Origin of the sequence: uncultured Jatrophihabitans sp. (assembly GCF_964244045.1) — a bacterium.
In the GTDB taxonomy this organism is placed as follows: Bacteria; Actinomycetota; Actinomycetes; order Mycobacteriales; family Jatrophihabitantaceae; genus Jatrophihabitans.
In genome coordinates, this window is the sequence record NZ_CAXTHK010000006.1 from 14,994 (window position 1) to 28,088 (window position 13,095).

A 13,095-nucleotide genomic window follows, 5' to 3' on the forward strand; every position below is an offset into this window, starting at 1 on the left:
AGACCCGCCGCCCGGACGCCCGTGACTGGGAGCACTGGGACGTTCCGCCGACGGCGGTGACCCTGTCCGTGGCGCGTCCATCGTTGTGTCCCGCACGGTGACCGACGTCGCGCTGCCGCTGGTCAGCTTCGAATCCAGAACGACGATCGATGGCGAAGTCGTCAGGTCGGCGTCGACGCTGCGTTTCCGGGAGCGGTTGGAGATCGAGACGGACCTGGCTGCACACGGATTCACCACGGTGGACGTCCGGGATGCCCCAGACCGACCGGGCAAAGAGCTGGTGTTCATCGCTCAAGCCGTCCCACTCGCGGAGCGTCTGCTGACGTCGGGCGCGGCCTAATCCTGCTGCAGTACCGATAGCAGGTTGCCGGCCGGGTCGCTGAACCACGCGATCAATGGTCCGCCGCGGCGATTGATGCCGCGCTCGTCCGTCCAGTCGTAGCGCTGGAACTCGACGCCGGCAGCGACGAGCGCGTCGACGGTGGCCTCGATGTCCGGGACGGGGAAGTTGAGCACGGTGAACGCGGCCGGCACGTGATCGGCCTTCGGGTAGACGAGCACGTCGCGACCAGCCACGTGCAGTTGCAGCATCCCGTTCTCCTCGGTGACGTGCAGCCCGAGGATATCGGCGTAGAAAGTGCGCGCCGCGGCGATGTCGTCGGCGCTGAAACCGCTGAAGGCCGGGCTGTCAGCGAGCGTCATTGCCACTGACCTCGGCCAGCCGCTTCAGCGTGCCCTGGATTCCGGCCCGGTTGCGCTTGGGGAAGCCGGCGAGCTTGAGCAGGACCTTGTTCCACACCTTGGTGGCATCCCACTGCTCGATCACCTTCGTGCCGCCCTCGACGGGCTCGAAGGTGTAGCGCCAGATGTGGCCGTTGAAGTGCCGCCAGGCGATGCGTCGACCGTCCTCGAACTCGACGACCGTGTTCTCGATCTTGTACGGCGCGCCAATCTTCATGTCCATGCCGAACTTGGCGCCGAGCGAAAGGCGCTGCGGGCCGCCGGAGCGAGCGGCCTGGACGCTGCCCGACCCGTCGATCTTGGGGTGCATGGCCGGGTCGGCCACGATGTCGAACAGCCGCTGCGGGTCGGCGGCGATGACAGCGGACTCCGAGACGAGGTAAGCGCTCACATGGCGCAGTCTGCACCCCGTAGGCGGGCCGATAACGTTCAGGCATGGATTCCTGGCCGAGCGTGCCCGTGCCCCGACTCCCCGGGTACACCGGCCGCCGGCCGCCCCTTTCCTTGCACGACACGGCCACGGGCAGCGTGCGGCACACCGATCCGCAGGACGGAACGGCCCGGATGTACGTCTGCGGCATCACGCCGTACGACGCGACGCACCTCGGTCACGCCGCCACCTACCTGGCCTTCGACCTCGTCCAGCGCCAGTGGCGCGACGCCGGCCTGCGCGTGCACTACGTCCAGAACATCACTGACGTCGACGACCCGTTGCTCGAGCGCGCGGCGCACACCGGCGAGAACTGGAAGGCCCTCGCCGAGCGCGAGACGCAACTGTTCCGCGAGGACATGACGGCGCTGCGGGTGCTGCCGCCCGATGACTACATCGGCGCCGTGGAGGCCGTCCCTGAGATAACCGCAGCGATCGAGGCGCTACGCGACGCCGGCCAGGCCTACGCCGTCGACGAGGACCTGTACTTCCCGGTCTCGGCCGCGCCCGGGTTCGGGTCGGAGTCGAACTACGACCGCGCGACGATGCTGCGGTTGTTCGCCGAGCGCGGCGGCGACCCGCAGCGCGTCGGCAAACGCGACCCACTCGACTCCCTGCTGTGGCGGGGGCGTCGGCCGGGGGAGCCGTTCTGGGACTCACCACTCGGGACCGGGCGGCCGGGGTGGCACATCGAGTGCAGCGTCATAGCCCTGAACCGCCTCGGGATGCAGTTCGACGTCCAGGGCGGGGGATCGGACCTCGTCTTCCCGCATCATGAGCACTCTGCAGCGCACGCCGAGGCCCTCACCGGCACCGCACCCTTCGCGAAGCACTACGTGCATGCCGGCATGATCGGGCTCGACGGCGAGAAGATGAGCAAGTCGCGCGGCAATCTTGTGTTGGTCTCGAAGCTGCGTGCCGCGCACGTCGACCCGATGGCCGTGCGGTTGGCGTTGCTCGACGGCCACTACCGCGCCGACCGCGAGTGGACGGGCGGCCGGCTACCTGCAGCTGAGGCGCGGCTGGCCCGCTGGCGGGCCGCGACCGCGCTGGCTGCTGCGCCCCCGGCCGAGGGTCTGCTGACCGACGTTCGTGAAGCCCTCGCCGACGACCTGGACACCACGCGAGCGATCGCCGGGATCGATACCTGGGCCGACGACGCTCTGTCCTCCCCGGGGTCCGTAGGTGCGTCGGGCGCCGGGACACTGGTGCGCTCCTTGACCGACGCTTTACTTGGCGTTCTGCTCTGACTGTTACTCCGCGACGCACGCTCAGCGCTGGATAAGCGAGCAACCTATTCGTCGCGCGTGAGCTACGTATTTCTACGTACGAGCATTCCGCCCTTTGTCGTGTTCGTCGGGTTTGTTTTTCGGACCTGCAAAATCGGGCCTTTTCGGGTATTGATTCGCGACTCTTGTTGGGTGCATATTCGCCATGGCTCAAGAGGCGTGAGCCATCCGTGGCGCCTCACTGTAAATCGGAGGAAGAAGTGAGTGTTACTTCCAGGCGTGCGGCAATGGGTGCCGCTACCGCCGTAGCCCTTCTCGCCGGGATTGTGGTGGCCCCCGGCGGGGCGAGCGCTGCGGCGGCCAAGCGCATCCCCGTCGTCTCGGTGCATGCGGGCAAGACGCTGTCGCTGAGCCGAACCCACCTGAGTCCTGGGCGGGTGACCTTCGACGTGCAATCGGCCAAGGGCGAGTCCGACCTGCAGATCGCCAGCCTCCGGAACGGTTACACGTTCGCTCAAGCCAATCAGGACGTCAACGCGGCGTTCGGCGGCAATCTCGCGGCTATTCGCCGGGCCGACGCGAACATCAGCTTCAAGGGTGGAGTCGCGGCCACCCCCAAACACCCGGCGAGCTTCACCGTCTACCTGTCGGCGGGCACGTATTACGCGACTGTCAACAATCTATTCAAGAAGATCACCGTTTCCGGCGCGGCCGTCAATCGTAAGACCGTCAAGACCAATAGCACGGTGACGATGTTGACCTACGGGTTCGACAGCCTGCCCCGTCTTCCGCGGTCCGGGGAGATGCGATTGAGCAATGGCGCCGAGCAGCCGCATTTCCTGGTGCTGATCCACGTCAAGAAGAACACGACGCGGGCGATGCTGAAGCAGGCGTTCAGCAGTGAAAGCCAGAGCGCCCCGAACTTCGTCCTCAGCGGCGGCACCTCCACCGGCATCCTGTCCCCGGGCAAGACGCAGGCGTTCTCGTACTCGACGGCAGCCGGCCGCTACGTCCTCGCCTGCTTCTGGGCCGACGACGTCACCGGCATGTCGCACGCGGCCATGGGCATGTACAAGCTCGTCACGCTGTACTGAGCGAAGAGCTCGACCCGGAAGGGCTCCACACCTCGGTGTGGAGCCCTTCTGTTATCTGCGCGGTCGTCTAAGCAGCTCAGTCTGTCCCGATGTGGCCGGAGAGGATGTCGTCGTCGCCGGCGAACGGCTCGACGTTCGGCTCCTCCTCGTCTGCATTCAGCGGCTTCTCGCCGCCCGGGTAGCGGTCGTCGGACGCGTCGTCCGGGTCGGAGGGCTCTGCGGTCGGCTGCACGTCGGTCATGCCCACGCGGTACCCACCCTGCGCGATCAGGACACTCAGCCGCCGCTGGTCCAGGGGCCGCCGCCGGCGTGCCCGCCACCGCGGTCGCGGCGGCGCAGATACCGCTCGAACTCGCGGGCAATGGCGTCGCCGGAGGCCTCGGTCATCTCGGTGCGGTCGATCTCGTCGTCACGTTCTTCGAGATTGCGGATGTACTCGATTACCTCTTCGTCCTCGGCGGCCATCTCGTCGACGAGCTTGCCCCACTCCTCGGCCTGCTCGGGCAGCTGGCCGAGGGGGATGGGCAGGTCGAGCACCTCCTCGACGCCGTGCAGCAGGGCCAGCGTCGCTTTCGGGTTCGGCGGCTGCGACACGTAGTGCGGCACGCCGGCCCAGAACGAGATGGCCGGGATGCCGGCGGCGACGCAGGCGTCCTGCAGCACGCCGACGATGCCGGTCGGGCCCTCGTACCGGGAGCGCTCGAGCCCGTACCGGGCAGCGGACTCGGGGTCGTACGCGGCGCCGGTGACCTGGGTGGGCCGGGTGTGCGGCGAATCTGACAGCAGGGCGCCGAGGGTCACGACCGTGCTGATGTCCAGACGCTGGATGACGTCGAGGACCTCGTCGCAGAACGCGCGCCAGCGCATGTTGGGCTCGATGCCGTGCAGCAGCACGAGGTCGAACTCGGCGCCGGGTGGGCGGCAGTAGGAGAACCGGGTGGTGGGCCATGTGATGCGCCGCGAGATGCCGTCGACCTGCGACACCGAGGGCCGGTTGACCTGGAAGTCGTAGTAGTCGTCGGGGTCCAACTCGGCGAGCGGGATCGCGTCCCACACCAGCTCGAGGTGCTCAATGGCGCCGCTGGCGGCGTCGCCCGCGTCGTTCCAGCCCTCGAAGGCACCGACGAGCACCGGGTTGACGAGCTCGGGCAACACCTCGGGCACGCCCTCGACCGCCGCGTGGATGACCACGCCGGGGGCGATCTCCGCGACGTCCTCGCCCAGGTCGTCAGGCGTCATGTGCCGACGCAGTCGAAGCAGGACGAATAGGAATGGCCGTTGGCGTCCGGCGCGCAGCGGAGGGTGGTCACGCAGAATCCGATCCGTGGCCGTCCATGGTTCCAGCCTAACGACCGGGACCCCGGTACCCTGGGAGGGCACAGGTTTCGGCCGTCGTCGGTCTTCACCGCCGCCCGGCCTTCGCACCGAGAACCGTTGAGGACCCCGAATTGACCGCACCGACCGCAGCACTCCGTCCGGACGCAACGGACGAGCTGACCGCCGCGCTCCGGGAACGGTTGCTGGTCATCGACGGCGCCATGGGCACGATGGTGCAGCGGCACAAGCTCGAGGAGCACCACTACCGCGGCAAGCGGTTCGCCGACTGGCCGAGCGATGTCCAGGGCAACAACGACCTGCTGGTGCTGACGCAGCCCGACATCATCCGCGGCATCCACACCGAGTACCTCGAGGCCGGCGCCGACATCGTCGAGACCGACACCTTCAACGCACAGAAGGTCTCGCTCGCCGACTACGGCATGCAGGACCTCGCCTACGAGATGAACGTCGTCGCGGCCCAGCTGGCCCGCGAGGCGTGCGACGCGATGACCGCCATCACGCCTGACAAGCCGCGTTACGTGGCCGGCGCGATCGGCCCGCTAAACCGCACCGGTTCGATCTCGCCCGATGTCAACGACCCCGGCGCACGCAACATCGACTTCGACACCATGGTCGAGGCCTACCTCGAGCAGGCCCGCGGCCTGGTCGACGGCGGTGTGGACGTCTTCATGATCGAGACCATCTTCGACACCCTCAACAGCAAGGCCGCGATCTTCGCCGTCGAGACGCTGTTCGAGGAGCACGGGCGCCGCTGGCCGGTGATGATTTCGGGCACCATCACCGACGCGTCCGGTCGCACGCTCACCGGGCAGGTCACCGAGGCGTTCTGGAACTCGGTCCGGCACGCACGTCCGCTGATCGTGGGCCTGAACTGCTCGCTGGGCGGCAAGGAACTGCGGCCCTATGTAGCCGAGCTGTCGCGCATCGCCGACTGCTTCGTGCACGCCTACCCCAACGCAGGCCTGCCCAACGCCTTCGGTGAGTACGACGAGCTGCCCGACGAGACCGCCGAGACGATCGAGGAGTTCGCGACGTCCGGTCTGATCAACATGGCCGGCGGCTGCTGCGGCACGACGCCGGCGCACATCGCAGCCATCGCCGACCACCTCGACGGCCGCACGCCGCGCGTCCCGACCGAGATCAAGCCTGCGTTGCGGTTGTCCGGTCTCGAGCCACTGACCGTCGACGACGATTCGCTGTTCGTCAACGTCGGCGAGCGCACCAACATCACCGGCTCGGCCAAGTTCCGCAACCTGATCAAGGACGGCGATTACAACACCGCGCTGTCGGTGGCCCGTCAGCAGGTCGAGAACGGCGCGCAGATCATCGACGTCAACATGGACGAGGGCATGATCGATGGCCTCGCGGCGATGCAGCGCTTCCTGCGCCTCATCGGCTCCGAGCCCGACATCTGCCGGGTGCCGGTGATGATCGACTCCTCGAAGTGGGAGGTTATCGAAGAGGGCCTCAAGCAGGTCCAGGGCAAGTCGATCGTCAACTCGATCTCACTCAAGGAGGGCGAGGAGCCCTTCATCCACCACGCCCGGCTGTGCCGCAAGTACGGTGCGGCCGTCGTGGTCATGGCCTTCGACGAGGACGGGCAGGCCGACAGTCTCGAGCGCCGCAAGCAGATCTGCCAGCGGGCCTACGACATCCTGGTCGACCAGGTCGGGTTCCCGGCTGAGGACATCATCTTCGACCCGAACGTCTTCGCGGTGGCCACCGGCATCGAGGAGCACGCCAACTACGGCGTCGACTTCATCGAGGGTGCCCGCTGGATCAAGCAGAACCTGCCGAACGCCAAGATCAGCGGTGGCATCTCGAACGTGTCGTTCAGCTTCCGCGGCAACAACGCGGTGCGCGAGGCCATCCACGCCGTGTTCCTCTATCACGCGATCAAGGCTGGGTTGACGATGGGCATCGTCAACGCCGGCGCCCTCGTCATCTATGACCAGGTCGACCCCGAGCTGCGCGAACGCATCGAGGACGTCGTGCTGAACCGTCGCCCCGACGCCGCGGAGCGGCTGCTCGAGGTCGCTGCCGCGCACGCCGGCTCCGGGCAGGTCCGCGAGATCGCCGACGAGCAGTGGCGCTCGCTGCCGTTGGGCGAGCGCATCACGCACGCACTCGTCAAGGGCATCGACCAGCACGTCGAGCTCGACACCGAGGACCTGCGCGCCGAGATCTCGGCCCGCGGCGGCAAGCCCATCGAGGTCATCGAGGGCCCGCTGATGGACGGCATGAACGTCGTCGGCGACCTGTTCGGCAGCGGCAAGATGTTCCTGCCCCAGGTGGTGAAGTCGGCCCGCGTCATGAAGAAGGCCGTCGCCTACCTCATCCCGTTCATCGAGGCCGAGAAGCGCCCCGGCGACGCGGCCCGCAAGAACGGGACGGTCGTCATGGCCACGGTGAAGGGCGACGTCCACGACATCGGCAAGAACATCGTCGGCGTCGTGCTGCAGTGCAACAACTTCGACGTCATCGACCTCGGCGTCATGGTGCCCGCCCAGAAGATCCTCGACGCGGCCAAGGAGCACGACGCCGACGTCATCGGTCTCTCCGGCCTGATCACGCCGTCGTTGGACGAGATGGTCAACTTCGCTGCCGAGATGGAGCGGCAGGGGCTCGACATCCCGCTGCTCATCGGCGGCGCCACGACGTCGCGGGCGCACACCGCGGTGAAGGTCGACCGCAAGTACCACGGTCCGGTGGTGTGGGTGAAGGACGCCTCACGCTCGGTGCCGGTGGTGGCCGCCCTGCTCGATGACAAGCAGCGGCCCAAGCTGCTCGCCGACCTCGACGCCGACTACGACTCGCTGCGCGAGCGGCACGCCGCGCGCAACGAGGCCAAGCCGATCCTGCCGATCGCCAAGGCCCGCGAGAATCGGACGCCGATCGACTGGAGCAGCTACCGCCCGCCTCGGCCGCACCTGATCTCGCAACAGCTGCGCGACACTCGCACCGACGGATATCACGAGTCGAGCACACCGACCCAGTACGTGCGCACCTTCACCGACTACTCGCTCGACGAGCTGCGCGACTACATCGATTGGCAGCCGTTCTTCAACGCGTGGGAGATGAAGGGCAAGTACCCCGACATCCTGAACAACCCGACTACGGCCGAGACCGCGCGCCCGCTGTTCGAGGACGCACAGCGCATGCTCGATCAGCTGATCGCCGAGCGCTGGATACGTGCCTGCGGCGTCATGGGGCTGTTCCCGGCCAACGCGGTCGGCGACGACATCGAGATCTACGACAGCGAGAAGCGGACGTCGGTAGCCACCACTTTGCACGAGCTGCGCCAGCAGACCGAGCACCGCGAGGGTGTGCCGCACCGTTCGCTGGCCGACTTCGTGGCACCCAAGGAGACCGGGTTGCGCGACTACGTCGGCTGCTTCGCGGTGACCGCCGGCCTCGGCAGCGCGGAACGCGTCGAGCAGTTCAAGAAGGACAACGACGACTACAACGCCATCCTGCTCGAGTCCCTAGCCGACCGGCTGGCCGAGGCGTTCGCCGAGCGCCTGCACGAGCGCGTCCGCTCCGAGTTCTGGGGTTACGCCCCGGACGAGCACCTCGAGGCCAAGGACCTGATCAAGGAGCGCTACCAGGGCATTCGCCCGGCGCCCGGGTACCCGGCCTGCCCAGAGCACACCGAGAAGCAGACGATCTGGGAGCTGCTCGACGTCAAGACCAACGCAGGCATCGAACTCACCGAGAGCATGGCCATGTGGCCCGGCGCCGCGGTCAGCGGCCTGTACTTCTCCCACCCGCAGTCGCAGTACTTCGTTCTGGGCCGGATCGGGCGCGACCAGGTGGAGGACTACGCCAAGCGCAAGAGTTGGCCGGTCGCCGAGGCCGAGAAGTGGCTCTCGCCCGTGCTCGGGTACCGCACCGACGACGAGTAGCTAGCCCTTGGTGAGCGCGTCCGGCTTGTGCACGGCTGCACCGCCGTTGTCGCTCTGCACCAGGTACTGCGGCTCGTCCTTGCTGGCTTTGACGGTGCGACCGGCGGCCTCTGTCTCACTCGTGATCTTGCGGACCACCTCGCCGTGCGCCTTGCTGCCGTGACTGTTCCAGGTGACGCGGTCACCCTTACTGAATTCCGCCATGACGGAGGGCTTCCCGTGTCGCGCGGTGGATAAGCGCCGCGCCCAACCGTAACGCGAACGTCGTCCGCGTCGTTCTTAATCTCGCAGCCACAGGGGAGGGCATCCGCCAGGGTGCCTGTGACGATCCAGCGAGGGCCCACGAGTGAAGCTCCTGATCCACACCATTCAGGTGGGCGACGTCCTGACCATGATCGGTCCGGATGGCGCCGAGAGCGAGCCGTTCACGCTCGGCGAGCCGCTGGGCCTGCGCCGCGACACCCTCTGGATCTACCGCGAGTACGACGCCCCGATCGTGGTCGGCCGCGGCTACGGATTGGACTCGACCTTCCGATTGCACAGCCGCCGGGCTCCGCAGACCGGACGCCACTGCGCCTGACCGGTCCAGATGCCAGGCTGGTGTCGTGACGGCATCCCTGTGCGACATCCTTCCCAGCGTCGCCGCCCTGCTGGGCGTGCCGAACGCCATCGACGTACTTGATCTTGGGAGTCAGTCGGACGCCCGCCGGATCGGCCTGGTGCTGGTCGACGGCCTCGGGTTGCATCTGCTGCCCGAGCTCGCGCCGCACGCACCACTGCTTGCCTCAGTGCTGGCCGGTGGCACCGGCCGGCTGACCGCCCTGGAGTCGACGTTCCCGTCCACCACGCCCACCAGCCTGGTATCGCTCGCCACCGGCGTGCGCCCGGGCGAGCACGGCGTCCTGGGCTTCACGGTGAACGTCCCGGGCACCGACCGAGTGCTGACCCACATCACCTGGCGCGACGACCCCGAACCGGACGTCTGGCAACCGGTACCGACGTGGTTCGAGCGCAGCGCGGCGGCCGGCGTCCCGGTGACTGCGGTGCTGCCCGTCGAGTTCCTGGGCAGCGGGCTCACCCGGGCGGCCTACCGCGGGGCGCGTTTCGCTTGGTTGCTCAGCGGCGAGGATCCGGCCGAACGGGTCGGCTACGAACTACGCGAGGTCGGCGGGCTCGTCTACGGCTACACCGCTGAACTCGACACCGCAGCCCACGTGCACGGCATCGCGTCGCCGCAGTGGCGACGGGCAGCCGCGTCGGTGGACGGCCTGTTGACCCGCATCCTCGAGCGCCTGCCGGCAGACGCGTTGCTCGTCGTCACCGCCGATCACGGCGGCCTGGACATCAGCCCAGCCGGCCGACTTGACCTCGCCAAAGAACCTGAGCTGCAGGACGGGGTGCGGGTCACCGCCGGCGAGCCTCGGGTGCGCTACCTGCACACCGTCGAGGGCGCGGTCGACGACGTGCTCGCCGCCTGGCGCGCACGGCTGGGCCCGCGGGCGCTCGTGCAGAGTCGCAACGAGGCGGTGGCGCACGGGTGGTTCGGTGCGGTGCCGCCCGAGCACATGCCGCGCCTCGGCGACGTTGTCGTGGTCTGCCGCGGCGACACGGCGATCTTCGACTCCGCGCACGAGCCCCGCGAAGTGCTCAGCCTCATCGGCTTCCACGGTGCCGACAGCCCGGTTGAGACGGCGATCCCGCTGATCACGCTGACACCCTGAGGGCCGGACACCGAACCGATTCGGGTTCTCGGCACGAATACGTCATGCCAGGCCGAACAGGCGGGCGCCGACTCGGACCGAGGTGTGTCGTGCTGTTGAAGCTCCCGCAGGATCCGCCCGCGCTGTGGCCGCGGTTCCGCAGCCCGCTGCGCTCGGTGGCGCTGACGGCGCGGGTCGGGCGCGTGCTCGGCATCTGCTTCGCCATCTGCTTCGTCACCGGGCTGCTGAGCCACTACCAGTACCACCCGTGGAGCTGGCTGCCTGAACCTTCGGCGCCGGTGTGGCTCTACCGCTTCACGCAGGGCCTGCACGTCACCACCGGGACCATCTCGATCCCGCTGCTACTGGTGAAGCTGTGGTCGGTCTACCCGAACCTGTTCCGCTGGCCGCTGCTCACGTCGGTGAAGGATGCGCTGGAGCGGCTCTCGATCGCGGTGCTCGTGTCTTCGGCACTCGTCGAACTCGTCACCGGCTATTTCAACGTGCTGAACTGGTACCCGTGGTCGTGGGACTTCACCCCTGTGCACCGCTACCTGGGTTACGTCGTCATCGGATCGCTGGTGTTGCACATCGCGATCAAGCTGCCCGCCATCAAGCGCGGCCTGGCAACCAGGCTGGCCACGGGTTCGGTGCTGACCGAACAGGAATCGGACGACGACGACACGCCAGCGCCGCCGAGACCCTCACCCACGCCGACACCGCCGCCCACGGGCATCTCGCGACGCGGCGCTCTCATTGCAACGGGCGCCGGGGTCGGGTTGATTGCGGTCACCCAGGTGGGCCAGACCATCACCCCGCTCGAGCCGATCGGGCTGCTCGCGGTCCGCCAGCACCAGAAGGGTCCGGCAGGCGTGCCGATCAACCGCACCGCCGACCAGGCGGCAGTGCAACAGCTGGCTCTGCGCAGCGACTGGACGCTGCAGGTGCGGGGGCCCAAACCCTACGAGCTGACGCTGGACGACATCCTGACGATGTCGGTCCACGAGGCGAGCTTCCCCATCTCCTGCGTCGAGGGCTGGAGCGTCGGCGCGCACTGGCGTGGGTTGAAGCTGCTGGACGTTGTGCGCCGCGCCGGCGGCAACGCTGATTCGCAGATCGAGGTGCGCTCGCTCGAACCAAAGGGTTCCTACAACCGTTCGTTCGTTCACGGGCCGCAGGTGCCGCACGCCCTGCTCGCCACGCACATCAACGGCGAACGGCTCAACCTCGACCACGGCTACCCGTTGCGACTCATCGCGCCCGATCGTGCCGGCGTGCTGAACACCAAGTGGCTGACCTCGGTGCGGGTGCTCTGATGCGACTGCGTATCGCGCTCGGCGCGCTCGGCGTGGCCTTCGGCCTGTTCGGTGTCTTCCGCTTACTGACCCAACTCGATACCGCCGACCTCGTGCAGCTGGCGATCTGGTTGGTGGCGGCGCTCGTGCTGCACGACGGCGTGCTGTCGCCGATCATCGTCGCGGTGGGTGTTGTGGTCAGCCGCATCCCGTCGCGTGCCCGTGCTGCGTTGCAGGGCGGGCTCATCGCCGGTGGCCTGATCACCGTCGTCGCGGTGCCGATGATCCATCGCGCGTACACCCAGCCGGCGTCGAAGGCGATCCTGCGGCAGAACTTCACCGCCAACCTCGGCATCCTGCTGGCCGTGGTGGCGGCCGGTGCTGTCGCCTTCTACGTCATAGCGCTGGTGCGCGACCGCCGGGCCTGAACCCGCCACGGGCAGCTACGCACAGGTCAGCCGTTCGCTGCTGCCTCCGGCCCTGTCTTGAGGCTGGCCGGGCTACGGCGAGGACGCGGGTTGGGCAGGTCGGGCAGGGCCCCGGTGTTGGCGACCTCGGCAGCGATGTCGGCCAGCTTGCGATGCGTCCGCTGGCTGAACAGGCGCAGGATCTGGAACGCCTCGTCGCGGGGAATGCGATAGGTGGCCATCAGGATCCCGATGGAGATGCCGATCTCGCGGCTGCTCACCAACGCCACCGAAAGGTTGTCGGCGCGGGCACTCTCGACCGCACGGCTGAGCGCCATGGCACCGTGCGTGGCCAGCATGACGGCCAACCGCTCGTCGATGTCATCGAAGGCGGCGACGCTGCCGGAGTAGAGATTCAACGCCGCGATCCTGTCGCTCTCCTCTTCGAGGAACAACCGGTAGGACATCATGCTGCGCACGCCCTTGTCGGCGGCGGCGCGACCGAATTCGGGCCATCGTGGGTCGACGGCCAGGTCGGGAGCGTTGAACACATGATCGTCGGCCATGGCATCGACGCACGGCCCGGACGCGAGCGCGTACTGGACGGCGTCCACCTCGCGCACGACGTCGCCGGTGGCGGCCACGGTGTGGAACGTGCCTCGGTGTCCCTCCGAGACCCCGGCCCACTCAGCACCGTCGACGCGTTCGACGGCTATCGCACACAGCTGGTCGAGGACCTGCGGGGTGCCGCCGGCTCGAGCGAGCTCGGCGGCGATCTCGCGGAAGAGCGCCGTGACGGCGGAGACCTCGAATGTCGCTGCCATGTACACCCCAAGACCGTCGCTGGGCGTCCAGGAACGCTGGATGGCTCGAATCGTGCCGCCGACCGACTGTACGTGACATTGGTCAACCGGATGGCGACTTGCGGATTACCCGAACTCATCCCCGGGAACCGT

At 67.9% G+C, this 13,095-nt stretch carries 14 protein-coding genes; 8 read left to right on the forward strand and 6 right to left on the reverse strand.

Annotated elements, in window-relative coordinates; translation table 11 throughout:
• Positions 1 to 97: 97 nt before the first annotated feature.
• The gene (locus tag ACFFC4_RS06755; RefSeq protein WP_375499072.1) at positions 98 to 340 is read left to right on the forward strand and encodes a hypothetical protein; all 243 of its coding nucleotides are present in this window, start codon (positions 98 to 100) and stop codon (positions 338 to 340) included.
• Here ACFFC4_RS06755 and ACFFC4_RS06760 read toward each other — a convergent pair.
• Together ACFFC4_RS06760 and ACFFC4_RS06765 are read right to left on the reverse strand one after the other, a co-directional pair.
• A complete protein-coding gene (locus tag ACFFC4_RS06760; protein WP_375499074.1) occupies positions 337 to 702 on the reverse strand; it encodes a VOC family protein in 366 nt (121 codons plus the stop codon). The two genes, ACFFC4_RS06755 and ACFFC4_RS06760, sit on opposite strands and share 4 nt — an antisense overlap.
• Entirely contained in the window at positions 689 to 1,132 is a 444-nt protein-coding gene (locus ACFFC4_RS06765; RefSeq protein ID WP_375499076.1) for an SRPBCC family protein, read from the reverse strand. The genes ACFFC4_RS06760 and ACFFC4_RS06765 overlap by 14 nt, the downstream gene beginning before the upstream one ends.
• 44 nt (positions 1,133 to 1,176) lie before the next feature.
• On the opposite strand from ACFFC4_RS06765, the gene mshC reads away from it, so the two are divergent.
• Together mshC and ACFFC4_RS06775 are read left to right on the forward strand one after the other, a co-directional pair.
• Positions 1,177 to 2,421 (forward strand): cysteine--1-D-myo-inosityl 2-amino-2-deoxy-alpha-D-glucopyranoside ligase, encoded by a 1,245-nt coding sequence (gene mshC, locus ACFFC4_RS06770; RefSeq protein WP_375499078.1) that lies wholly within the window; start codon positions 1,177 to 1,179, stop codon positions 2,419 to 2,421.
• Between the two features lie 266 nt (positions 2,422 to 2,687).
• Positions 2,688 to 3,494, forward strand: coding sequence for a hypothetical protein (locus tag ACFFC4_RS06775; protein ID WP_375499080.1), 807 nt, complete (start codon positions 2,688 to 2,690; stop codon positions 3,492 to 3,494).
• 76 nt (positions 3,495 to 3,570) lie between these two features.
• Here the strand turns inward: ACFFC4_RS06775 and ACFFC4_RS06780 are convergent, their stop codons facing one another.
• A complete protein-coding gene (locus ACFFC4_RS06780) occupies positions 3,571 to 3,735 on the reverse strand; it encodes a hypothetical protein (RefSeq protein ID WP_375499082.1) in 165 nt (54 codons plus the stop codon).
• Between the two features lie 35 nt (positions 3,736 to 3,770).
• On the reverse strand, positions 3,771 to 4,733 hold the full coding sequence (locus tag ACFFC4_RS06785) for a PAC2 family protein (RefSeq protein ID WP_375499084.1): 963 nt from the start codon (positions 4,731 to 4,733) through the stop codon (positions 3,771 to 3,773).
• A gap of 209 nt (positions 4,734 to 4,942) precedes the next feature.
• On the opposite strand from ACFFC4_RS06785, the gene metH reads away from it, so the two are divergent.
• Entirely contained in the window at positions 4,943 to 8,737 is a 3,795-nt protein-coding gene (gene metH / locus ACFFC4_RS06790) for a methionine synthase (RefSeq protein WP_375499086.1), read from the forward strand.
• Here the strand turns inward: metH and ACFFC4_RS06795 are convergent, their stop codons facing one another.
• Positions 8,738 to 8,941 (reverse strand): DUF2945 domain-containing protein, encoded by a 204-nt coding sequence (locus tag ACFFC4_RS06795; RefSeq protein WP_375499088.1) that lies wholly within the window; start codon positions 8,939 to 8,941, stop codon positions 8,738 to 8,740.
• Positions 8,942 to 9,083: 142 nt separating this feature from the next.
• Here ACFFC4_RS06795 and ACFFC4_RS06800 point away from each other — a divergent pair, with 142 nt between their 5' ends.
• The 4 genes from ACFFC4_RS06800 (at position 9,084) to ACFFC4_RS06815 (ending at position 12,160) form a co-directional block, all read left to right on the forward strand.
• The gene (locus tag ACFFC4_RS06800; RefSeq protein ID WP_375499090.1) at positions 9,084 to 9,317 is read left to right on the forward strand and encodes a hypothetical protein; all 234 of its coding nucleotides are present in this window, start codon (positions 9,084 to 9,086) and stop codon (positions 9,315 to 9,317) included.
• A gap of 25 nt (positions 9,318 to 9,342) precedes the next feature.
• Positions 9,343 to 10,458: an alkaline phosphatase family protein gene (locus ACFFC4_RS06805; protein WP_375499092.1), complete on the forward strand. Its 1,116-nt coding sequence runs from the start codon at positions 9,343 to 9,345 to the stop codon at positions 10,456 to 10,458.
• Positions 10,459 to 10,547: 89 nt separating this feature from the next.
• Positions 10,548 to 11,753, forward strand: coding sequence for a molybdopterin-dependent oxidoreductase (locus ACFFC4_RS06810; protein ID WP_375499094.1), 1,206 nt, complete (start codon positions 10,548 to 10,550; stop codon positions 11,751 to 11,753).
• A complete protein-coding gene (locus ACFFC4_RS06815) occupies positions 11,753 to 12,160 on the forward strand; it encodes a hypothetical protein (protein ID WP_375499096.1) in 408 nt (135 codons plus the stop codon). Before ACFFC4_RS06810 ends, ACFFC4_RS06815 begins: the two co-directional genes overlap by 1 nt.
• Positions 12,161 to 12,186: 26 nt before the next feature.
• On the opposite strand, the gene ACFFC4_RS06820 is transcribed toward ACFFC4_RS06815, so the two are convergent.
• Positions 12,187 to 12,963, reverse strand: coding sequence for a GAF and ANTAR domain-containing protein (locus ACFFC4_RS06820; RefSeq protein WP_375499098.1), 777 nt, complete (start codon positions 12,961 to 12,963; stop codon positions 12,187 to 12,189).
• Positions 12,964 to 13,095 lie beyond the last annotated feature (132 nt).